The sequence below is a fragment of the Acidovorax sp. GW821-FHT10E03 genome (assembly GCF_059415205.1).
Map to the genome: position 1 here is coordinate 290,336 of NZ_JBWKMU010000008.1, position 20,560 is coordinate 310,895.

A 20,560-nucleotide genomic window follows, 5' to 3' on the forward strand; every position below is an offset into this window, starting at 1 on the left:
CCCGGAGACCGCACTATGAAGATCAAGTCCGTCCGCGCCCGCGTCTATGAATGGAAGGGCAAGACCGTTCCGCCGCAAGGCAATTTCTGCTCCAACGCGATGGATCTCGTCTACTCCAAGACCGAATCCATGAGCACCTTCCGCTTCCACTCGTGGACGGTGGTGGAGATCGAGACCGACGACGGCATCGTCGGCCTGGGCAACGTGGCGCTGGCGCCGAAGATCGCCAAGGCCATCATCGACGAGTACCTGGCGCCGCTGGTCATCGGCCAGGACCCGTGGGACTACGAATACCTGTGGCAGCGCATGTACCGCGCCACCCACGCCTGGGGCCGCAAGGGCGTGGCGATGGCCGCCATCTCGGCGGTCGATCTGGCCATCTGGGACATCCTGGGCAAGAGCGTGAACAAGCCCGTGTTCAAGCTGCTGGGCGGCCGCACCAAGGAGAAGATCCCCTGCTACTACAGCAAGCTCTACCGCACCGACCTGAAGGCCATGCAGGAAGAAGCGCAGAAGTTCAAGGACCAGGGCTTCAAGGCGTTCAAGATGCGCTTCGGCTACGGCCCGGCGCACCTGCAGGATGGCGTGAAGGAGAACCTCAAGTCCGTCGAGGCGGTGCGCGAAGTCATCGGCTACGACAACGACCTGATGCTGGAGTGCTACATGGGCTGGAACCTGGAGTACGCCAAGCGCATGCTGCCCAAGCTGGCCAAGTTCGAGCCGCGCTGGCTCGAAGAGCCGGTGATCGCCGACGACATCGGCGGCTACGCCGAGCTGAACAACATGGGCATCATCCCGATCTCGGGCGGCGAGCATGAATTCAGCCTCTACGGCTTCCAGCAACTGCTGGAGAAGAAGGCCGTCAGCGTCGTGCAGTACGACACCAACCGCGTCGGCGGCATCACGGCCGCGCACAAGATCAACGCGCTGTGCGAGGCGCATTCGGTGCCCGTCATTCCGCACGCGGGCCAGATGCACAACTACCACCTGACCATGAGCACGCTGGCGTCGCCCATGGCCGAGTACTTCCCCATCTTCGACGTGGAAGTGGGCAACGAGCTGTTCTGGTACATCTTCGACGGCGAGCCGATCGCCGAGAACGGCTTCCTGCAGCTCAAGGACGATGTGCCGGGCCTGGGCCTGTCGCTCAAGAGCGAGTACCTGGACCAGTTCAACATCGTCGAGTGAGGAGCGCCGCCATGCCTGGACTTTCCAATCCGCGCTACCGGGGCATCTTCCCGGTCGTGCCAACCACCTTCCATGAAGACGGCACGCTCGACCTGGCCAGCCAGAAGCGCTGCCTGGACTTCATGATCGACTCCGGCGTCGATGGCCTGTGCCTGCTGGCCAACTTCTCCGAGCAGTTCCTCGTCTCCGACGAAGAGCGCGAAATCCTGACGCGTACCTGCCTGGAGCACGTGGCCGGCCGCGTGCCGGTGATCGTGACCACCACGCACACCAGTACCAGGATTTGCGCCGAGCGCAGCCGCCGCGCGCAGGACATGGGCGCCAGCATGGTGATGGTGATGCCGCCCTATCACGGCGCCACCTTCCGCTTTGGCGAGCCGCAGATCCAGAGCTTCTACCAGGGCGTGTCCGACGCCGTCGGCATCCCCATCATGATCCAGGACGCGCCCGCCGCCGGCACGCCGCTGGCGCCGGCCTTCCTCGCCAAGATGGCCAAGGAAATCGAGCAGGTCAGCTACTTCAAGATGGAAACCGCCGGCGCCGCCAACAAGCTGCGCGACCTGATCGCGCTGGGCGGCGAGGCCATCGAAGGCCCGTGGGACGGCGAGGAAGCCATCACCCTGCTGGCCGACCTGGAGGCCGGCGCCACGGGCGCGATGACCGGCGCGGGCTTTGCCGACGGCATCCGCCCCATCATCGAAGCGCACCGCGCGGGCGACAAGGACCAGGCGTTTGCCCAGTACCAGCGCTGGCTGCCGCTCATCAACCACGAAAACCGCCAGGCGGGCTTTCTCGCGGCCAAGGCGCTGATGAAGGAAGGCGGCGTGATCGCCTGCGAGGCGCCGCGCGCGCCCTGGCCCGCGATGCGTGCAGAAACACGCGCCGAGCTGATCGACATCGCGCGCCGGCTGGATGCGCTGGTGCTGCGCTGGGCACGCTGAGCACCATCAAAAAAGTGAGCTGCCTGCGCTTGTGGATAGCCATCTTCAGATGGAATTCACATTGAATCCATTGTATACCAAGCGCTAGCAGCTCCCATTTCAATAGCAAATACAACAACCGGAGACACGCATGCAACGCCACACATTCGTCAAGCTGGCCCTGTGCGCCCTGGCGCTGGGCGCCACCACCTTCGCCCAGGCGCAGGCCACCAGGCTGCGCTTTGCCCACGCGGGCCCCGAGACGGCTTCGCAACACGCCGCCGCGCTGGAATTCGCCAAGCTGGTCAAGGAGCGCAGCAAGGGCACGCTGGAAGTCGCGGTCTACCCCGGCAGCCAGTTGGGCAACGACTCCACGGTGATCGGCGCGGTGCGCGGCGGCACCATCGACATCATGATGGCGGGCAGCGGCAACTTCGCGGGCATGTCGTCCAGGCTCGACGTGCTGGACATTCCCTTCCTGTTCCGCGACCCAGCCCACGCCTACGCCACGGTGGATGGCGACGTGGGCCGCGGCCTGGCCGCGTCGCTGGAACCGCACAACCTCAAGCAGCTCGCGTTCTGGGAGGTGGGCTTTCGCTCCATCACCACCAAGAACCGCGCGGTGAACAAGCCCGACGACGTCAAGGGCCTGAAGATCCGCACCACGCCCAACCCCACGCACGTGCAGGCGTGGAAGCTGCTGGGCTCCAACCCCATCCCCATGCCGCTGGGCGAGCTGTACCAGGCGCTGGAGTCGGGCGCGGTGGATGCGCAGGAGCACCCGGTGGACATCACCTACGCGGCCAAGTTCTATGAAGTGCAAAAGCACCTCACGATGAGCCGCCACGCCTTCACCGCCATGCCCGTGGTGATGAATAAGAAGAAGTTCGACGCCCTCAAGCCCGAGCAGCAGCAGGCGCTGCTGAGCGCCGCGCAGGACGCCAAATTGTTCCAGCGCCAGGCCAACCAGAAGAACGAGGCCGGGATCATCGCCGACCTGCGCAAGCACGGCATGACGGTGGTCGAGACGTTCGACCCCGCGCCCTTCCGCGCCATCGTTTCCGAGCCGCTGCGCCAGTCGTTCGTCGCCAAGAACGGCCCTGAACTGCTGAACGCCGTGGACGCGGTCAAGTAAGGAGCCCCTCATGAAAAACCTGGTGAACAAGGCCGCCGAGTGCCTGCTCATCGTCATGCTCGGCGTGATGGTGGTGCTGGTGTTCGGCAACGTGGTGCTGCGCTATTTCTTCAACTCGGGCATCGTGTTCTCGGAAGAAGTCTCGCGCTTCATCTTCATGTGGCTCACGCTGATCGGCGCGCTGGTGGTGATGAAGGACAACGCCCACCTGGGCATGACCAGCCTCATCGACCGGCTGGGCGAAACCGGCCAGCGCATCTGCCGCTTCCTGGCCGATTCCATCACGCTGGCCTGCTGCGTGCTGCTGGCGCACGGCACCTGGGAGCAGGTGGTGATCGGCATGGACAACGCCGCGCCCGTCACGGGCGTGCCGCTGGGCATCGTGTTCCTCAGCCTGCTCATCAGCAGCGTGGGTATGGCGCTGATGCTGCTGTATTCGCTGTGGCGGCAGGTCACTGGCCGCATGCCGGCCGACGAGCTGGTGCCGCACAACGTGAGCGCGGGGGAGTAAGCCATGACCATTGCAGTATTCCTTATCGCGCTGCTCGGCGCCATGGCGCTGGGCGTGCCCATCGCGTTCGCGCTGCTGGCCTGCGGCGTGGCGCTGATGGTGCACCTGGGCACTTTCGACACGCAGATCCTCGCGCAGAACCTGCTCGAAGGCGTGAACAACTACCCGCTGATGGCCGTGCCCTTCTTCATGCTGGCCGGCGAGCTGATGAACGCCGGCGGCCTGTCGCGGCGCATCGTCACCGTGGCCGAGGCGCTGGTGGGCCACGTGCGCGGCGGCCTGGGCTACGTGGCCATCCTGGCCTGCCTGATCGTGGCCAGCATCTCCGGCTCGGCCGTGGCCGATACGGCGGCGGTGGCGGCGCTCCTGATCCCGATGATGCGCAACAGCGGCTACAACGTGCCGCGCGCCTCGGGCCTGATCGCCGCGGGCGGCATCATCGCGCCCATCATCCCGCCGTCGATTCCCATCGTGGTGTTCGGCGTGGCGGCGCAGCTGTCGATCACCAAGCTGTTCATGGCCGGCATCTTCCCCGGCCTGATGATGGGCGTGACCCTGGCCATCACCTGGTGGCTGTGCGCGAAGAAAGAGCAGAACATCACCGCCGGGCGCAAGTTCGACGCCCGCGTGCTGGGCCGCGCGCTGTTCGACGGCGTGTGGGCGCTGGTGCTGCCGGGCGTCATCATCGGCGGCATGAAGTTCGGCGTGTTCACGCCGACCGAGGCCGCCGTGGTGGCCGTGGTCTATGCGCTGGTGGTGGGCCTGTTCGTCTATCGCGAACTCAAGCTGCGCGACATTCCGCACCTGATGCTGGTGGCGGCCAAGACGTCGAGCACGGTGATGTTTCTCGTCGCCGCCGCGCTGGTATCGGCCTGGCTCATCACCATTGCCGACATCCCAGCGCAGACCACGGTGCTGCTGGCGCCCTTCCTGGACAACAAGATCCTGCTGATGGCCATGATCATGGTGCTGGTGTTCGTGGTCGGCACGGCGCTGGACCTGATGCCCACGGTGCTGATCCTCACGCCCATCCTGATGCCCGTGGTGCGGCAGGCGGGGATCGACCCGATCTACTTCGGCGTGATGTTCATCATGTGCAACGCCATCGGCCTGCTCACGCCGCCCGTTGGCACGGTGCTGAACGTGGTGGCCGGCGTCGCCAAGCTCAGGCTGGACGACGTGATCAAGGGCGTCTGGCCCTTCCTGCTGGCGCAGACCATTCTGCTGTTCCTGTTCGTGCTGTTCCCGCAGCTCATTACGGTGCCCGCAAGCTGGTTCCGTTGAAAGGTTCCCATGTCCCGTGAAATCCTCCTCCTGGTGCAGAAATGCGCCCATACCTTCAGCTTCTACGACGCGGCCAGCGGCCGCGCCGAAAAGCACATCGTGGTGCCCAACTTCCCGCATGAATTCGTGGTCGATCCGGTGCGCCAGCTGGCCTACGTGGGCCACTACGGCATCGAGACGGCCAGCCACCTGGGCGATATGGGTGGCCACTCGGTGTTCGTGATCGACCTGCAAAAGCGCGAGCACGTGAAGACGCTCAACCTGTGGCCCTTCTACCGCCCGCACGGCCTGGCGGTGGATGGCCAGGGGCGCCTGTTCGCCATGTCCGAAGGGCACAACGTGCTGCTGCGCTTTTCCGACCCGCTGGTGCGCCAGGTGCCCGACCTGGCCGTGCCCTCGGGCGGCTACAAGACGCACCTGTTCGCGCTGACGAAGGACGCCGAGACGGCCTACGCGCTGAACCTGCTGTCCAACACCGTCACCAAGATCAAGCCCAACGACCCGACCTTCACCCCCGTGGCCGTGGTGCCCGGCCCGGTGCCCGAAGGCAACGTGCTGTCGGCCGACGAGTCGCTGCTCTACGTGGCCAACCGGGGCGACGACACGCTGGTGGCCATCGACACGGCGCGCATGTGCGTGGTGGCCTCGGGCAAGACCCGGCGCGACCCCAACCGCGTGTACCGCTACCGGGGCGCCGATGGCGCCGACCGCCTGCTCACCACCAATTCGGGCGAGCAGAGCCTGTCCATCTTCGGCCTGGACCTGGTCGAGCAGCGCTGCGTGGAGCTGCCCGCCAATCCGCTGGCGCTGTCGTTCCACCCCAGGGAGCGCGCCGCCTACATCTCGTTCCAGGACGAGAAGGTGCGCCGCCTGAACCTCGACACCTTCGCGTTCGAACAAGAGTTTTCCACGCTGCGCGAGCCTGATTCTTCCTACCTGTGGATTTCCTAGGAGACTGACATGAAGCGACTGTTCATCCAAACCCTGCTGGCCGCCGGCGCCTCCATGCTGCTCGCCCAGCCCGCGCTGGCCCAGACCACGAAGCTGCGCCTGGCGCACTCCGGCGCCGAGGCCGAGACCCAGCACCTGGCGGCGCTGGAGTTCGCCAAGCAGGTCAAGGCCCGCACCAACGGCACGGTCGAGGTGCAGGTCTACGGCTCCAGCACGCTGGGCAACGACAACACGGCGATTGCCAGCGTGCGCGGCGGCACCATCGACCTGACCACTTCTGGCACGCCCTACTACACCGGCATGGTGGGCCGCATGAACGTGCTCGACCTGCCCTACATGTTCGCCAGCACCGAGCACGCCTACAAGGTGCTCGACGGCGCCATCGGCCGCGGCCTGCTGGACGAGCTGGAAACCCACGGCATGAAGGGCTTGGCGTACTGGGAGGTGGGCTTTCGCAGCCTGACCAATTCCAGGCGCCCCGTGAAAACGCCCGACGACGTGAAGGGCCTGAAGATCCGCACCACGCCCAACCCGGCACACCTCAAGGCGTTCCAGCTCATGGGCGCCGCGCCCACGCCCATGCCGCTGGCCGAGGTGTTCGGCGCGCTGGAGAGCAAGGCCGTGGACGGGCAGGAGAACCCCGTCAACATCGTGCGCAACAACAAGTTCTACGAGGTGCAGAAATACATGTCGCTCACGCGCCATGCCTACACCGCCATGCCCGTGGTGATGAACAAGAAGAAGTTCGACGGCCTCAAGCCCGAACAGCAGAAGGCCCTGGTCGAGGCCGCCCAGGCCGCCGGCGCCTACCAGCGCGACCTGATCAAGAAGAACGAGGCCACCGACATCGCCTTCCTGCGCGCCAACGGCATGCAGGTGGAAGAGAACGTCAACCTCGAACCCTTCCGCAAGCTGGTGGCCGAGCCGATCAAGCAGATGTTTGTCGAGAAGTACGGCCCGCAGCTCATCGACGCGATTCAACAAGCGAAGTGACGCAATGGTCCCCATCGTCGATGCCCACCATCACCTGTGGGATCTGTCGCAAGGCCGCTACCCCTGGCTGCAGCAGGAGTACGACGCAGGCAAGTTCTTCCTGGGCGACTACCGCGCGCTGTGCCAGGACTTCTTGCCCGCGCACTACCGCGCGGCCAGCGAGGGCTGCAACGTGGTCGCCACCGTGCATGTGGAGGCCGAACGCGACCGCAACGAGCAGGTGGCCGAGACCGCATGGCTGCACGAGCAGCATGCAGCCCACGGTTTTCCCAACGCCGTGGTGGCCCACGCTTGGCTGGACAAACCCGAGACCGAGGAGCGCCTGCGCGAGCACCTCGCCTACCCGCTGGTGCGCGGCATCCGCAGCAAACCCGTCACCTCGGCCACGCCCGGCGAGTCGGTGCGCGGCCAGAGCGGCACCATGCAGGACGAACGCTGGCTCAAGGGCCTGGCCCTGCTGCCCGAGCTGGGCCTGAGCTGGGATTTGCGCGTGCCCAGTTGGCACCTGGCCGAGGCCGCCGAAGTGGCGGCGATGTTCCCAAAGCTGGCCATAGCGCTCAACCACCACGGCTTCGCCTGGGACCGCAGCGAGCAAGGCTTGCGGCAATGGCGGGCAGGCATGGAGCGGCTGGCGCGCGAGCCCAACGTGCACGTGAAGCTGTCCGAATTCGGCCTGAAAGGCCAGCCCTGGAACGAGGCGGACAACGCCGCCATCGTGCGCGAGACGCTGGAAATCTTCGGCTGGCAGCGCTGCATGTTCGCCAGCAACTTCCCCGTGGCCGGGCTGCGCATCGGCTACCGCGAACTGGTGGCCGCGATGCTGCGCATGACCGCCCACCTTTCGCCCGAACAGCAGCGCGCGGTGATGGGCGGCAACGCGCTGGGCTTTTACCGCATCGCGTTATGAGCCACGACCTGCAAGCTGCGCGCCAGGAATTCCTCGCTACCGGGGACGATCGCCTGCTGCCCATCGTCGATGCGCACCACCACTTCTGGGACGTGGAGCGCAACCCGCACCCGTGGCTGCAGCAGCAGCCTTTGATTCCCTTCCGCTACGGCGACTACAGCGCCATCTGCCGCAACTTCCTGCCCGAGGACTACGCCAGCAACCAGGGCCCGCACCGCGTGCTGCGCCATGTACTGATGGAGGGCGAATGGGACCCGCGCGACCCCACCGGCGAGGCGCGCTGGGTGCAGGAGCTGGCCGAGCAGACCGGCAAGCCCCATGCGCTGGCCGCGCAAGCCTGGCTGGACCGCGACGTGTGGGACGAGCAACTGGCCGCCTACGCCCGCCTGCCGCTGGTGCGCAGCGTGCGCCACAAGCCGCGCAGCCTGCCCCGCGCCGAGCACCATGCCGCCTTTGCGGCGCCCGGCTCCATGCGCTGCCCGCGCTGGCGCGGCGGCTATGCGCGGTTGGAAGGCGCGGGCCTGATGTTCGAGCTGCAGGCTCCCTGGTGGCATTTCAACGAGGCGGCCGAGCTGGCGCGCGACTTTCCGCGCACCCCCCTCATCGTCAACCACACCGGCCTGCCCGCCGAGCGCGATGCCGAATCGCTGGCCGCCTGGCGCGCCGCGCTGCAAGTGCTGGCGCGCGAGCCGAATGTGTTCCTGAAGATATCGGGCCTGGGCGTGGCCGGCCGGCGCTGGACGCCCAAGCTGCAAGCGCCGGTGGTGCAAGACGCCATTCGCATCTTCGGCTGGCAGCGCTGCCTGTTCGCCAGCAACCACCCGGTCGATGCGCTGGTGGCCAGCTTGGAGGACATCTTCGCGGGCTTCAAGCAGATCATTGCACCCCTCCCCGCAGAGCAGCGCCTGGCCCTGTTCTGCGACAACGCCGCTTCCCTGTACCGCTTGAACTGAAGGAGACATCGATGAAAAAGACCTGGAAACTCGCCCTCATGGCCGCAACCCTGGCCGCCAGCGCCCTGGCTGGCGCGCAGGAAATCAAGGCCCGCTTCGGCACCAGCCTGCCCGACAGCCACCCGCAGACGCTGGGCGCGCGCAAGTTCGCCGCGCTGGTCGAAGCCAAGACGGCGGGACGCATCAAGGTGGCGGTGTATTCCGCCGGCCAGTTGGGTAGCGACTTGCAGATGCAGGCCGCGCTGCAGGGCGGCACGCAGGAGTTCACCGCGCCCTCCACCGCCACGCTGGCCGGACTGGTGAAGGAGTTCGGCGTGATCGGTCTGCCGTTCTCGTTCGCCAGCGAGAAGGAGGCCGATGCCGTGCTCGACGGCCCCTTCGGCCAAAAGCTGCTGGCCAAGTTGCCCGAGCGCGGCCTGGTGGGCCTGGCCTTCTGGGAAAACGGCTTTCGCAACCTGACCAACAGCAAGCGCCCCATCGTGCGCGCCGAAGACGTGGCGGGCCTGAAGGTGCGCACCATGCAGAACAACCTCTACATCGACACGTTCGGCGGCCTGGGCGCCAACCCCGTGCCGATGGCGGTGACCGAGCTGTTCACGGCGCTGGAGTCGCGCGCCGTCGATGCCCAGGAGAACCCCTACACCGTGGTGCATGCGCAGAAGTTCTATGACGTGCAGAAATACCTCTCGACCACCGGCCACGCCTACGACGCGCTCACGCTGATCGTCTCGAAGAAATTCTGGGACAAGCTCCCGGCCGGCGACCAGAAGGCTGTGCAGGAGGCCGCCCTGGAGGCCACTGCCTACGAGCGCCAGACCAGCCGCGAACTCAACGCCAGGCTGCGCGGCGAGCTGACGCGGCTGGGCATGCAGATCAACGACGTCTCGCCGCAAGAGCGCGCGCGCATGCGCGACAAGCTCCAGCCGGTGATCGCCAAGTACACGGCGGGCGCGGGCGAAGACGCCGCGCGCGAATTCTTCGCCGCCATCGAGCAGGCGCGCAAGCCCTGATTCTTCAACCCAGAACCTCGCTATTTATTGATTGCCATGACTACCAAGCACGACAACCTCATCAACGGCCAATGGACGGCCGGCAAGGCCTACGCCCCCAACACCAACCCCAGCCACCTCGCCGACGTGGTCGGCGAATACGCCCAGGGCGATGCCTCCGACGTGGATGCCGCCGTGGCCGCTGCCGCCGCTGCATTCCCCGCATGGAGCACATCGGGCATCCAGGCGCGCAGCGATGCGCTGGACAAGATCGGCAGCGAAATCCTCGCGCGCAAAGAAGAGCTGGGCGAGTTGCTCGCAAGGGAAGAAGGCAAGGTGCGCGGCGAAGCGATCGGCGAAGTGATGCGCGCGGGCCAGATCTTCAAGTTCTTCGCGGGCGAATGCCTGCGGCTGGCGGGCGAGACGATTGCCTCGGTACGCCCCGGCATTGGCGTGGAGGTCACGCGCGAGCCGATTGGCGTCGTCGGCCTGATCACGCCGTGGAACTTCCCCATCGCCATTCCCGCCTGGAAGATCGCGCCCGCCCTGGCCTTCGGCAATTGCGTGGTCATCAAGCCCGCCGATCTGGTGCCCGGCTGCGCCTGGGCGCTGGCCGACATCATTCACCGCTCCGGCATTCCGGCGGGCGTGTTCAATCTGGTGATGGGCCGGGGCCGCGTGATCGGTGAAGCCCTGGTCAACCACCCCGGCGTGGCGGCGATCAGCTTCACCGGCTCGGTGGGCGTGGGCCGGGGCATTGCCGAAGCCTGCGTGAAGAACGGCAAGAAAGTCCAGTTGGAGATGGGCGGCAAGAACCCACAGGTGGTGCTGGACGATGCCGACCTGAAGCAGGCGGTGGAGTTGAGCGCGCAAAGCTGCTTCTACTCCACCGGCCAGCGTTGCACGGCCAGCAGCCGCATCATCGTCACCGACAAGATCTACCCCGCCTTCGTCGAGGCGCTCAAGGCCCGCGTGGAGGCGATCAAGGTGGGTGCCGCGCTGGCCGCTGGCACGGACATGGGGCCGGTCGTGAGTCAGGCGCAGTTGGAGCAGGACTTGTCCTATGTGGAAATCGGCAAGGCCGAAGGCGCGCAATTGCTCACCGGCGGCAGCCGCATCGCATGCCACAGCGGCAGCTGCCACGAAGGCTTCTTCATGGCCCCCGCGCTGTTCGCCGACTCCACGCCCGCGATGCGCATCAACCGCGAAGAAATCTTCGGCCCTGTGGCCAGCGTGATCCGCGTGAAGGACTACGACGAGGCGTTGCACGTCGCCAACGACACGGAGTTCGGCCTGTCGGCCGGCATCGCCACCACCAGCCTGAAGTACGCCACCCACTTCAAGCGCCATGCCCAGGCCGGCATGGTGATGGTCAACCTGCCGACGGCGGGCGTGGACTACCACGTGCCCTTTGGCGGGCGCAAGGGCAGCAGCTATGGGCCGCGCGAGCAGGGCAAGTACGCGCAGGAATTCTTCACGACGGTGAAGACGGCGTACACGCTGGCCTGATGTCCGCTGTTCCGTTTGGACTTCGAGCTCGCATCCAATAGTCGCGGGACTCCCCACATCGCTCAGACGATGATTCCCCCTGGAAAACCGCCTGCCATGTGCTTCTTGCGATCAACACGCTGGGCCAGTAGATGTTCCCAAGCCCATGACATCCAATGCCAGATTCGAAGGCCGGTTCGATAAAACCGACTTCATTTATGTCGCTCGCGACGATGAGTACCAATGTCCAGCAGGCCTGCGAGCGATCCGCCGCTTCAGCCGGGAAGAAGCTGAATTGCAGATCAGCATCTACTGGTCCAGCGCCTGCCCCACCTGCGCCATGAAAGCGCAATGCACAACGAGCCAGTACCGGCGCATCAGGCGATGGGAACACGAGGAGGTCATGGACAGGGTTCAGCAACGGTTGGACCGGATGCCTCACGCCATGACGGTGCGCAAAAGCACCGTCGAGCATGTCTTCGGCACCCTCAAGCACTGGATGGGCTGGACGCACTTCCTGACCCGAGGCATCGAGAACGTGTCCACCGAAATGAGCCTGAGCGTGTTGGCGTACAACTTCAAACGCGTCCTCAGCATCCTGGGCTTCGAAAACACAATGAAGGCAATGCGCCTTTCGGGTGCCTAGGAGCCCGAAATGGTCACTGTAAGCGGGAATCGGCCGTCCGAAGGCACCTCAAAGACCCCTCAGACGAAATCGCAGGCCCAACCAATCCGAGTAAGCCACTGTGGGCCGGAGTAGCGCTGCTGCCGGGCAAGTTCTCCGCGCGTTATCACACGTCCTCGCTGCAAAGCCGAGCATTCCGCACGTAGCTTGCATGGGACGAAGCGAAGATGCTCCGGCCCCACTCACGATCATTCTGCCTCGTTGACACTCACTAAAGGTACTTTCTAATGCCCCGATGTTGCAGACTCCATGGACAACGTCGTTGGCGGAAGTGCGGCGCCAAACAGCCCCGTACTCACGAATTTTTCATATACGTCAGCTAACGCTTCGACTGAAAGCGAATTGCGATCAACGTACTTGTATTGGTAAAGCATAGTCATATAGCTACGGATACCCATCAGCATGAAGACGACTGGAGCCAGTTCGTCTTCCGTATAGGCGGTGATTTCCGCACGCTGCGCCGCTCGTCCGAGGGACTTGAGGTAACCCTCATACATGGTGATCACATGCCGGTGGTAGGCAGCAGGGGCAAATATCTCGGCTTCGTTCAGTATGCGCAGGAACCCCGGGTTGCGGCGGCAGAAGTCGAAGTACGCCACGAACCGCGCACGCTCGCGAGCGGGACCGATAAGCGAATGATCGAGCTTGGCCTGTACGTGGGCAACCAGCCGATCACCCAGGAAGGGCAGCAACTGGTCGAAGATGTCCTGCTGGCTCTTGAAGTAGTTGTAGAACGTGCCGTTGGCGATGTTGGCGTGCTTCGTCATTTTGGCCACAGTGGCCTCGGAATATCCTTCTGCACCCACAACTGCGATGGCAGCTTCCATCAGGGCACGGCGGGTGTACTCCTGCTTGTCTCCGCGCTTGAGCTTGACGTTGATGAGTGAATTTGGCATGCAAATAGGAATGACAGCGGGCCTGCTGTGCTTTTCATGTCTGCACGGCAAGGCTCATTGATTGTGGGATACCGTTATGGCGCGCTTGAGTATTTTCCCCGAAGCGTTGCGAGGCAGATCATCCACGATAGCGAGCGTTTTGGGCACCTTGTAGCGTGCGAGGCGTTCGCGGCAGTGGCTCAGCAGTTCGTCGGGGGTGACCCGGCCGTCCTTCTTGAGCACGATATAGGCCGCACCCACTTCTCCCCATCGCTCGTCGGCCACGCCGATCACCGCAGACAGCAGCACAGAGGGGTGATCGCCGAGTACGCGCTCAATCTCTGCAGGATAGACGTTTTCGCCGCCCGATATATACATGTCCTTCAGGCGGTCGACAATATGCACATACCCTTCGGCGTCGATGCGCGCGCCGTCTCCGGTCTTGAACCAACCGTCCTCGAAGGACTTGCGCGTGGCTTCGGGGTTGTTCCAGTAGCCGGTCATGCATACGGGGCCCTTGACCCAGAGCTCGCCTGCTTCGCCGGCCCGGCATTCCTGGCCGTCGGTGCCCATGATCTTCATCTGTACATGCAACGTGGGGTGGCCGCAACTACCGACCTTGCGCTGTACATCGTGCATCTCGGTCACGAAGATGGCCGGGCCGATCTCGGTCATGCCATATGCGGGCTGCAGCGGCAGGCCGGTGGCGATGAGATCGCGCACCAGCGCGTTGGAGCTGGGCGAGCCGCCCATGCCGGCAATCTCCAGCGCGGGCAGGCGCATAGTCTCGAAGCCGGGCACCTGGGTCAGCATCGAATAGTGCGTGGGCGTGCCGAAGAAGTGCGTGATGCCCGCGTCGGCATTGGCCATGAGCTGCAGTGCGCGTGTCGCGTCGTAGTCACGCTGCACGATGACCGTGCCCCCCGCGTAGAGGATGGAATTGGAATAGCAGTTGAGCCCGCCGGTATGAAAGGTGGGCATGGAGCACAGGAACACCGAGCGGTCGTTAATGCGCGACGGGCTGAGCCACGACACGGCATTGAGGTGCATCATGCGGTACGACAGCATCGCACCCTTCGGCCGACCCGTGGTGCCAGAGGTATAGAGGATCATCCAGGTCTCCTCGTCTTCCACCGTGGCGCATTCCACCTCAGCCGCCTGGCGCGCCATCTGTTCGTAGGGCGAGTCTGCATGCGCATTCAAGCCGATCTCGATGGTGGGGAGCGAGCCGCCGTGCAGCTGCCGGAATTCAGTGTCGTGGAAGACCACGCGCGGCGCGCAGTCTGCCGCGATCCATTGCAGTTCTTCCGCGCTGAGGCGCCAGTTGGCAGGAACGAAGAGGGCCCCGATGCGCGCGCAGGCGAACTGGATCTCGAAAGCCTCTGTGCAGCTCTTGGACAGCAGCAGCACCCGGTCGCCGCGCTGCACGCCGTAGTGCGCCTGCAGGCCGGCGGCCAGTGCGTTCACGCGCCGGTGCAACTCTGCGTAAGTGCGGGTGACGCCTTTGGCGTCGTCGACCAGCGCCTTGCGGTGGGCGCGGTATTTGGCGTGGTGCCGGATCCAGTCGTTGTAAATAGCAACGTGTTTCATCTCTGTCTTCTTCCATGCCACTAGGCGTTGTCTCAGCGCGGTTCTTCTTGCTCTCGCGTGGGCGTGGCTAGGGGGCTGCCTTGAAAATCGGCAGCGTCTTGCCCTCTCGCTCCACGAACGTGAGCTGCAGGCTGTCGCCCACCGCGAGCGAGCCGCTGTCCACCACATTGGTCAGCATGGACACGCCCTCGGCCAGCTCCACCACGGCAATATCGAAGGGCAGCAGGTGTTCGAAAGTACTGGGGGGGTTGGCCAGCACCCGTGTGTGTGTGACCACCTTGGCCGTGCCTTGCGCGGGCTTCCAGGTGTAGCTCTCGCCCCAGCAATGCGGACATGCGTGGCGGGGATAGAAGTGGGGTTCGCCGCAGTCCTGGCAGTATGGCAGCAGAAGTTGCTGCTGCGAGAGACCATCGAAGTAGGGTTGCAGAATGCTCATTGCGTTCACCGTGCCTCACGACCAAGAATGACGACCTGGGCGTCCATGTAGGAGCCCCCCGTGCTGGTTTCCAGCACCAGATCCGCTTTGGGCACCTGGCGCTCGCCCCCCTTGCCCATCACCTGGCGCACCGCCTCCACCATCACCGCCACACCGCCGCCAGCGCCGGTGTGGCCTTGCGAAAGCATGCCTCCATTCGTGGTCATGGGCAGCTTGCCGCCGGGCCAGGTATGGCCTGCCGCCACGAACGCGCCCGCAGCGCCACGCTCGACCAGGCCCAGTTCCTCCAGCGCGATCAGGTTGAACACCGGGTAGGAGTCGTAGATCTCCGCAACGTCGATGTCCTTGGCGTCCACGCCGGCCATCGCGTAGGCATCGGCTCCCGCATCCGCGTAGCCGAAGCGGGTCATGTCCTGCTCTTGCGACAGGGCGTAGTGCGTGACGCGCCCGCCCACGCCTAGCACATAACAGGGGGTATCGGTCAGGTCCGCGGCAGCTTCGGCGCTGGTGACCACGAAGGCCGATGCACCGTCAGCCAGCATGTTGGACTGCTTAGCATGCAGGGGCTCGGACAGTACCTTGGACGCCATCACTTCCTCCACGGTCATGGGCTTGCGGAACATGGCGTTGGGGTTGAGTTCGGCCCATTTGCGCAGCGCCACGCAGACGGAGGAGATCTGCTCCTCGGTCGTGCCCGTCTCGTGCATGTAGCGGCGCGTGATGAGCGCCGCGATCGAGCTGAAATGCTGGCCGAAGGGGCGCTCCCATTCCTGCGGAATGCCCAGGGTCGAGAACACGTCGATGGCCTGGTCGATGGGAAGGCCCGTGCCCAGGCGGTCGGCGTGCACGCACAGCACGTTGCGTGCGATGCCCGATTTGACCAGCGCGCTGGCCGTTTTTAGCAAGGTGCTGCCGCTCGCCCCTCCGGCCATGACCTGCAGGTTGGAGTGCACGCTGCCGCTCAGGCCCAGTTCTTCCACTAGGCGGCCGAAGATCAGGTCGCTGTTGAAGTCGCGGCTGAAGATGGAGCCGGTCGGCATGATCACGTCGATCTGCCTGCGGTCGACGCCACTGTCTTTCACAGCCATCCGGGCCACTGCGGCGGCGGCCTCAAGGGCACTGCGCTCTGCGAATTTTCCTGTGGGGACTTCCCCGATGCCGACCACTGCGGCAAGCGGGCCACTGCGATTTTTTGCCATCCGTTCTCCTGTGCGTTGGGTTGGGTTTTTCGCCTACCGAGAGGTGAAAACCATGGGTAGTGTGTCGCCGCTGCGTGGTTTGTGTCAATACATAAATGAATTACTAGTCATTTTTTATGTTGGTGATTGATTTTGAACTTCGATCCATAAGAAGGCACCCAATAGGCAAAATTTAGGTATTTACCCTTGTTTTTGCATATTTTTCCAATCACGTAATTGACTTTAAATGACTGATGATTCATTATTCGTTTTGCTAAAAACAAGGAGACATCATGATCCATCATTCGCTTCGTATCGCCGTGGGGGCTGTCGCCTTCGCTGTGGCCGCCCTGGCCCAGGCGCAGGTTTCCGGGGACAAGGTCCGTATAGGTTTCATTTCCGATCTGTCGGGCCCGTTTGCGGACAACGACGGCCCGGGTGGCCTCGAGGCCATGCGGATGGCCATTGCCGACTTCGGCGGCACGGTGCTGGGCAAGCCGATCGAGGTGCTCTCGGCAGACCACCAGAACAAGGCCGACATCGCGTCGGCCAAGGCGCGCGAGTGGGCCGACACGCAGGGGCTGGACATGTTGGTAGGTGGCGCCAACTCGGCGGCCATGTTGTCCATCAACAAGATGGTTCCCGAGAAGAAATTCGTGTTCCTGGTGGTGTCGGCTGGCGCCACCCAGTTCACCAACGACGAATGCACCCCCTACACAGTGCAGTACGCGTACAACACCACCGCCGTGGCGCGCACGCTGGGCTCCGCTGTTGTGGCGCAGGGCGGCAAGTCCTGGTACTTCCTCACCACCGACTACACCTTCGGGCATTCGCTCGAAGCTGAAGCCACCAAGGTCGTGCAGGGCAATGGCGGTCAGGTGCTGGGCAAGGTGCGCCATCCCATCAGCGCATCGGACTTCTCCTCCTTCCTGGTGCAGGCTCAGGCCTCCAAGGCGCAGGTGCTGGGCCTGGCATCATCGGGCAGCGACACGCTCAACGCCATCAAGGGCGCGCGGGAGTTTGGCCTCACCAAGTCCATGAAGATGGCGGGCCTGCTCATGTTCGTGGGCAACATCGACAGCCTGGGCCTGAACAACGCCCAGGGCCTGCTGCTGACCGAAGCGTGGTACTGGGACCAGAGCGACGTCTCGCGCGCGTTCGCGCAGCGCTACTTCGAAAAGATGAAGCGCATGCCCAACAGCCTGCAGGCGGCCAACTACTCGGCTACGCTCAGCTACCTGAAAGCCGTGCAGGCCGCGGGCACCGACAACGCCGACAAGGCGATGGCAGAGATGCGCAAGATGAAGATCGACGACATGTACGCCAAGGGCTCCATCCGTGCCGACGGCCAGATGATCCACGACTTCTATCTGTACGAAGTGAAGAAGCCCTCGGAATCCAAGCGGCCCTGGGACTTCATGAAGCAGGTGGCCGTGGTGCCCGGCGACACGGCGTTCGCGCCCCTGTCCGATTCGACGTGCCCGCTGGTCAAGAAGTAGTAGACAACCCACCGGCGGGCGAGCGCGGGGCGCCTGTCCGCCCCTGTGCCAGGAGCCAGACATGAGATTGAAGGACAAGTGTGCCGTGATCACGGGCGGTGCGTCGGGCATCGGCGGCGAAGGCGTTCTGCTTTTTGCCAGCGAAGGTGCGCGCGTCGTTGCCATCGACCGGGATCACGATGCGCTGCGGGCGCTGGCCGGCAAGGCCCCCGCCGGCAGCGTGCACACCGTGGTGGCGCAGCTCGAGGCCCCTGAGGGGGCGCGCGCGGCGCTGGCCGCGGCAGTGGCGCACCTGGGCCGCCTGGATGTCTTCTGGGGCAATGCGGGCGTGGTCGGGCCTGCCGGCATCGAAGGGCTGGCGCTGGCGGACTACCTGAGCGCCGAGGCCATCAACCTGCGCGCCAACGTACTCATGGCGGGCGATGCCATTTCGCACATGCGCGTGGCGGGTGGCGGCTCCATGATGTTCACTTCCTCCATCTCTGGCCTGGTGGGTTCGCGCAAGAGCCCGGTGTACGCCGTGACCAAACACGCGCTGGTGGGGCTCGCGCGGTCCCTGGCGATCGCGCATGGCAAGGATGGCATCCGCGTCAACGCCATCTGCCCCGGCATCACCGAAACACCTATGCTGCCCCATGCCATGGGGCGCGGGCTGGATGTGCAGGCCATGGAGAAAAACAAGGCCGATCACATCGCCTCGATCCCGCTGGGCCGCGCCGCCTCGGCCCGCGAAATCGCCCAGGCCGCCTTGTGGCTGGCCTCGGAAGAGTCCTCCTACGTCACCGGCATCGCCTTGCCGGTGGACGGGGGCTACACCTGCGGCTGAAACAGAAAGCATCCCATGCAACTGACAGGAAAGACGGCCCTCGTCACCGGAGGGGCCAACGGGATCGGTGCGTCCATCGCCGGGGCGCTGGCCCAGGCCGGTGCCACCGTGTACTCGCTCGATCTGGCCGCACCGGCCCAGGAGCTGGCGGAAGAAATCCGGGTCCACCGCCTGCTGGGCGATGTGGGCCAGCCCGATGATGTGGAGCTCGCCTTCGCCGCCATGGACGCAGCCGGCCACGGCATCGACATCGTGGTGCACAACGCAGGCATCCAGCGTTCGGGCTTGTGTGGCCAGATACCGTACGCCGACTGGTCCGCCGTGCTGCGCACGCACCTCGATGGCATGTTCCTGTGCGCCAGCGCCGCCATCCCGCGCATGATGCGGCAACGCCGGGGCGGCAGCATCGTCGCCATCTCGTCGGCTGCTGCGTATGTGGGCCTGCCGGGCCGGGGACCGTACACAGCAGCCAAGGCCGGCCTCGTGGGGTTGGCGCGCTGCCTGGCGGTGGAAACCGCCGAACATGGCATCCGCGTGAACACCGTGGCACCCGGCTTCACACAGACTCCGCTGATCGAGCAGGCCGTGGCCAATGGCTCGCTCAGTGAGGAATGGATGCTCGAACGCGTGCCCGCAGGCCGCCTGGCCCACCCGCAGGACATTGCAGCGGCCGTGCGCTTTCTTTGCAGCGACGACGCCACCTACATCACCGGCCAGACGCTGGTAGTCGATGGCGGCTGGACTGCGCAGGGAATGGGCCGCGCACCGGGCTGGCTGCGGCAGGAAACGCCTGCCGCGGGTGCGCGCTGATGCAGCCGTCGAGCGTTGCGTTGGCGACCCCGGGGAACACCACCGCCTTGTGCTCCGATCCCTTCGCGGTACGCCCCGAGTGGCTGGACCTGTATGGCCATATGAATGCCGCGCGCTACTTCGAGGTGTTCGTCGATGTCGGCTACGAGCTGCTGGGCCATGCCGGGTTTGGCGAGGCGTACACCCGCACGCAGCAGCGCGGCATCTTCCTGGTGGATGCGCGCATCCAGTACTGGCACGAGCTTCGGGAACGCCGCCGTATCTCCGTGCGGTTGCGCATCCTGGCCGCCGATGCACTGCGCATGCACGTGCTGCTGGAGATGGCGGATGAGGACCAGCAGCGCGTGGCGGCGGTGATGCAGCAGCTCTTTGTGCATGTGGACCTCGACAAACGCAAGCCCGCTCCGTTTGCGCCCGATACCGCCAGAAGCATCGACCAGTTGCTCCGGCGGCACGCTGCCATGCCGTTGCCTGATGGCGTGGAACGCAGTCTGGACTGGCGCCAGCGCCGTGCAACGAACCCCGGCCCACGGGCCTGACAGGAACAAGAAAAAGGAACGCCGAATGGCAATGAGCGAAACCATCCTCGAAACAGCGCACCTGACCAAAGAGTTCAAGGGCTTCACCGCCGTCAGCGATGTGAACCTGGCCGTGCGCCGGGGTTCCATCCATGCGCTGATCGGTCCCAATGGCGCAGGCAAGACCACATGCTTCAACCTGCTGACAAAATTCCTCACGCCCACGTCGGGCACCATCCGTTTCAACGGGCACGACATCACCCGTGAGCAACCCGCGCAGATCGCCCGGCGCGGCGTCATCCGCTCGTTCCAGATCTCGGCCGTGTTCCCGCACCTCACGCTGATGGAGAACGTGCGCCTGGGCCTGCAGCGCAAGCTGGGTACCTCATTTCACTTCTGGCGCAGCGAGCGCACCCTGCACCAGCTGGACGACCGGGCCATGCAGCTGCTGACCGAGGTGGGCCTGGAGGACCTGGCCGACGAGGTCACCGTGAACCTGCCGTACGGCCGCAAGCGCGCGCTGGAGATCGCCACCACGCTGGCCATGGAGCCCGAACTCATGCTGCTGGACGAACCCACGCAGGGCATGGGCCACGAGGACGTGGACCGCGTCACCCAGCTCATCAAGAAAGTCTCGGCCGGCCGCACCATCCTGATGGTGGAACACAACATGAAGGTGGTCTCCACCATCGCCGACCGCATCACGGTGCTGCAGCGCGGCGCCGTGCTGGCCGAAGGCCCGTATGCCGAGGTGTCCAACAACCCGCAAGTGATGGAAGCCTACATGGGCACCACCGATGGCCAACTGCAGGGAGCACATTGAG

Annotated in this window: 20 protein-coding genes and 1 pseudogene; 17 read left to right on the top strand and 4 right to left on the bottom strand. The window is 64.8% G+C overall.

Features of this window, described 5'->3' with window-relative positions:
- Window positions 1-15 precede the first annotated feature (15 nt).
- From AC07OD_RS16370 to AC07OD_RS16425, 12 genes and pseudogenes are all read left to right on the top strand, one after another.
- Window positions 16-1,188 carry an L-rhamnonate dehydratase gene (locus AC07OD_RS16370; protein WP_494597529.1) on the top strand — a complete coding sequence of 391 codons (1,173 nt, stop codon included), beginning with the start codon at window positions 16-18 and terminating at the stop codon, window positions 1,186-1,188.
- 11 nt (window positions 1,189-1,199) lie between these two features.
- Window positions 1,200-2,129, top strand: coding sequence for a dihydrodipicolinate synthase family protein (locus AC07OD_RS16375; RefSeq protein ID WP_494597530.1), 930 nt, complete (start codon window positions 1,200-1,202; stop codon window positions 2,127-2,129).
- 130 nt (window positions 2,130-2,259) lie between these two features.
- The gene (locus AC07OD_RS16380; protein WP_494597531.1) at window positions 2,260-3,243 is read left to right on the top strand and encodes a TRAP transporter substrate-binding protein; all 984 of its coding nucleotides are present in this window, start codon (window positions 2,260-2,262) and stop codon (window positions 3,241-3,243) included.
- Window positions 3,244-3,253: 10 nt separating this feature from the next.
- Window positions 3,254-3,754, top strand: a complete 501-nt coding sequence (locus AC07OD_RS16385; RefSeq protein ID WP_494597532.1) for a TRAP transporter small permease — start codon at window positions 3,254-3,256, stop codon at window positions 3,752-3,754.
- Window positions 3,755-3,757: 3 nt separating this feature from the next.
- Window positions 3,758-5,038, top strand: coding sequence for a TRAP transporter large permease subunit (locus tag AC07OD_RS16390; RefSeq protein WP_494597533.1), 1,281 nt, complete (start codon window positions 3,758-3,760; stop codon window positions 5,036-5,038).
- Between the two features lie 9 nt (window positions 5,039-5,047).
- The gene (locus AC07OD_RS16395; RefSeq protein ID WP_494597534.1) at window positions 5,048-5,989 is read left to right on the top strand and encodes a YncE family protein; all 942 of its coding nucleotides are present in this window, start codon (window positions 5,048-5,050) and stop codon (window positions 5,987-5,989) included.
- Window positions 5,990-5,998: 9 nt separating this feature from the next.
- The gene (locus AC07OD_RS16400; RefSeq protein ID WP_494597535.1) at window positions 5,999-6,982 is read left to right on the top strand and encodes a TRAP transporter substrate-binding protein; all 984 of its coding nucleotides are present in this window, start codon (window positions 5,999-6,001) and stop codon (window positions 6,980-6,982) included.
- A 4-nt stretch (window positions 6,983-6,986) separates the two neighbouring features.
- Window positions 6,987-7,889, top strand: coding sequence for an amidohydrolase family protein (locus AC07OD_RS16405; protein ID WP_494597536.1), 903 nt, complete (start codon window positions 6,987-6,989; stop codon window positions 7,887-7,889).
- Complete coding sequence (locus AC07OD_RS16410; protein WP_494597537.1) at window positions 7,886-8,842, top strand: amidohydrolase family protein; 957 nt, start codon at window positions 7,886-7,888, stop codon at window positions 8,840-8,842. The genes AC07OD_RS16405 and AC07OD_RS16410 overlap by 4 nt, the downstream gene beginning before the upstream one ends.
- A gap of 11 nt (window positions 8,843-8,853) precedes the next feature.
- On the top strand, window positions 8,854-9,852 hold the full coding sequence (locus AC07OD_RS16415; RefSeq protein WP_494597538.1) for a TRAP transporter substrate-binding protein: 999 nt from the start codon (window positions 8,854-8,856) through the stop codon (window positions 9,850-9,852).
- 36 nt (window positions 9,853-9,888) lie between these two features.
- Window positions 9,889-11,340 carry an aldehyde dehydrogenase family protein gene (locus AC07OD_RS16420; protein WP_494597539.1) on the top strand — a complete coding sequence of 484 codons (1,452 nt, stop codon included), beginning with the start codon at window positions 9,889-9,891 and terminating at the stop codon, window positions 11,338-11,340.
- A gap of 133 nt (window positions 11,341-11,473) precedes the next feature.
- Window positions 11,474-11,965 (top strand): annotated as a pseudogene (locus AC07OD_RS16425) (transposase); the annotation flags it as partial.
- A gap of 263 nt (window positions 11,966-12,228) precedes the next feature.
- Here AC07OD_RS16425 and AC07OD_RS16430 read toward each other — a convergent pair.
- The 4 genes from AC07OD_RS16430 to AC07OD_RS16445 form a co-directional block, all read right to left on the bottom strand.
- A complete protein-coding gene (locus tag AC07OD_RS16430; RefSeq protein WP_494597540.1) occupies window positions 12,229-12,900 on the bottom strand; it encodes a TetR/AcrR family transcriptional regulator in 672 nt (223 codons plus the stop codon).
- A gap of 54 nt (window positions 12,901-12,954) precedes the next feature.
- Window positions 12,955-14,469 carry an acyl-CoA synthetase gene (locus AC07OD_RS16435; RefSeq protein WP_494597541.1) on the bottom strand — a complete coding sequence of 505 codons (1,515 nt, stop codon included), beginning with the start codon at window positions 14,467-14,469 and terminating at the stop codon, window positions 12,955-12,957.
- Window positions 14,470-14,536: 67 nt separating this feature from the next.
- Window positions 14,537-14,905 (bottom strand): Zn-ribbon domain-containing OB-fold protein, encoded by a 369-nt coding sequence (locus AC07OD_RS16440; protein WP_494597542.1) that lies wholly within the window; start codon window positions 14,903-14,905, stop codon window positions 14,537-14,539.
- Window positions 14,906-14,910: 5 nt separating this feature from the next.
- Complete coding sequence (locus AC07OD_RS16445; RefSeq protein WP_494597543.1) at window positions 14,911-15,993, bottom strand: thiolase family protein; 1,083 nt, start codon at window positions 15,991-15,993, stop codon at window positions 14,911-14,913.
- 383 nt (window positions 15,994-16,376) lie between these two features.
- On the opposite strand from AC07OD_RS16445, the gene AC07OD_RS16450 reads away from it, so the two are divergent.
- The 5 genes from AC07OD_RS16450 (at window position 16,377) to AC07OD_RS16470 (ending at window position 20,559) form a co-directional block, all read left to right on the top strand.
- Window positions 16,377-17,582 carry an ABC transporter substrate-binding protein gene (locus tag AC07OD_RS16450; RefSeq protein WP_494597544.1) on the top strand — a complete coding sequence of 402 codons (1,206 nt, stop codon included), beginning with the start codon at window positions 16,377-16,379 and terminating at the stop codon, window positions 17,580-17,582.
- A 61-nt stretch (window positions 17,583-17,643) separates the two neighbouring features.
- Complete coding sequence (locus AC07OD_RS16455; RefSeq protein WP_494597545.1) at window positions 17,644-18,408, top strand: SDR family NAD(P)-dependent oxidoreductase; 765 nt, start codon at window positions 17,644-17,646, stop codon at window positions 18,406-18,408.
- A 15-nt stretch (window positions 18,409-18,423) separates the two neighbouring features.
- Window positions 18,424-19,218: an SDR family NAD(P)-dependent oxidoreductase gene (locus AC07OD_RS16460; RefSeq protein WP_494597546.1), complete on the top strand. Its 795-nt coding sequence runs from the start codon at window positions 18,424-18,426 to the stop codon at window positions 19,216-19,218.
- A 47-nt stretch (window positions 19,219-19,265) separates the two neighbouring features.
- On the top strand, window positions 19,266-19,757 hold the full coding sequence (locus tag AC07OD_RS16465; protein WP_494597547.1) for a thioesterase family protein: 492 nt from the start codon (window positions 19,266-19,268) through the stop codon (window positions 19,755-19,757).
- Window positions 19,758-19,788: 31 nt separating this feature from the next.
- Window positions 19,789-20,559 (top strand): ABC transporter ATP-binding protein, encoded by a 771-nt coding sequence (locus tag AC07OD_RS16470; protein ID WP_494597567.1) that lies wholly within the window; start codon window positions 19,789-19,791, stop codon window positions 20,557-20,559.
- Window position 20,560: the final 1 nt, after the last annotated feature.

Coding starts and splice junctions, on each gene's coding strand:
- AC07OD_RS16445 (WP_494597543.1), bottom strand. CDS start 15,993: ATGGCTGTGAAAGACAGTGGCGTCGACCGCAGGCAGATCGACGTGATC.
- AC07OD_RS16435 (WP_494597541.1), bottom strand. CDS start 14,469: ATGAAACACGTTGCTATTTACAACGACTGGATCCGGCACCACGCCAAA.
- AC07OD_RS16370 (WP_494597529.1), top strand. CDS start 16: ATGAAGATCAAGTCCGTCCGCGCCCGCGTCTATGAATGGAAGGGCAAG.
- AC07OD_RS16430 (WP_494597540.1), bottom strand. CDS start 12,900: ATGCCAAATTCACTCATCAACGTCAAGCTCAAGCGCGGAGACAAGCAG.
- AC07OD_RS16470 (WP_494597567.1), top strand. CDS start 19,789: ATGAGCGAAACCATCCTCGAAACAGCGCACCTGACCAAAGAGTTCAAG.
- AC07OD_RS16455 (WP_494597545.1), top strand. CDS start 17,644: ATGAGATTGAAGGACAAGTGTGCCGTGATCACGGGCGGTGCGTCGGGC.
- AC07OD_RS16390 (WP_494597533.1), top strand. CDS start 3,758: ATGACCATTGCAGTATTCCTTATCGCGCTGCTCGGCGCCATGGCGCTG.
- AC07OD_RS16460 (WP_494597546.1), top strand. CDS start 18,424: ATGCAACTGACAGGAAAGACGGCCCTCGTCACCGGAGGGGCCAACGGG.
- AC07OD_RS16405 (WP_494597536.1), top strand. CDS start 6,987: ATGGTCCCCATCGTCGATGCCCACCATCACCTGTGGGATCTGTCGCAA.
- AC07OD_RS16410 (WP_494597537.1), top strand. CDS start 7,886: ATGAGCCACGACCTGCAAGCTGCGCGCCAGGAATTCCTCGCTACCGGG.
- AC07OD_RS16415 (WP_494597538.1), top strand. CDS start 8,854: ATGAAAAAGACCTGGAAACTCGCCCTCATGGCCGCAACCCTGGCCGCC.
- AC07OD_RS16385 (WP_494597532.1), top strand. CDS start 3,254: ATGAAAAACCTGGTGAACAAGGCCGCCGAGTGCCTGCTCATCGTCATG.
- AC07OD_RS16375 (WP_494597530.1), top strand. CDS start 1,200: ATGCCTGGACTTTCCAATCCGCGCTACCGGGGCATCTTCCCGGTCGTG.
- AC07OD_RS16450 (WP_494597544.1), top strand. CDS start 16,377: ATGATCCATCATTCGCTTCGTATCGCCGTGGGGGCTGTCGCCTTCGCT.
- AC07OD_RS16380 (WP_494597531.1), top strand. CDS start 2,260: ATGCAACGCCACACATTCGTCAAGCTGGCCCTGTGCGCCCTGGCGCTG.
- AC07OD_RS16395 (WP_494597534.1), top strand. CDS start 5,048: ATGTCCCGTGAAATCCTCCTCCTGGTGCAGAAATGCGCCCATACCTTC.
- AC07OD_RS16420 (WP_494597539.1), top strand. CDS start 9,889: ATGACTACCAAGCACGACAACCTCATCAACGGCCAATGGACGGCCGGC.
- AC07OD_RS16400 (WP_494597535.1), top strand. CDS start 5,999: ATGAAGCGACTGTTCATCCAAACCCTGCTGGCCGCCGGCGCCTCCATG.
- AC07OD_RS16440 (WP_494597542.1), bottom strand. CDS start 14,905: ATGAGCATTCTGCAACCCTACTTCGATGGTCTCTCGCAGCAGCAACTT.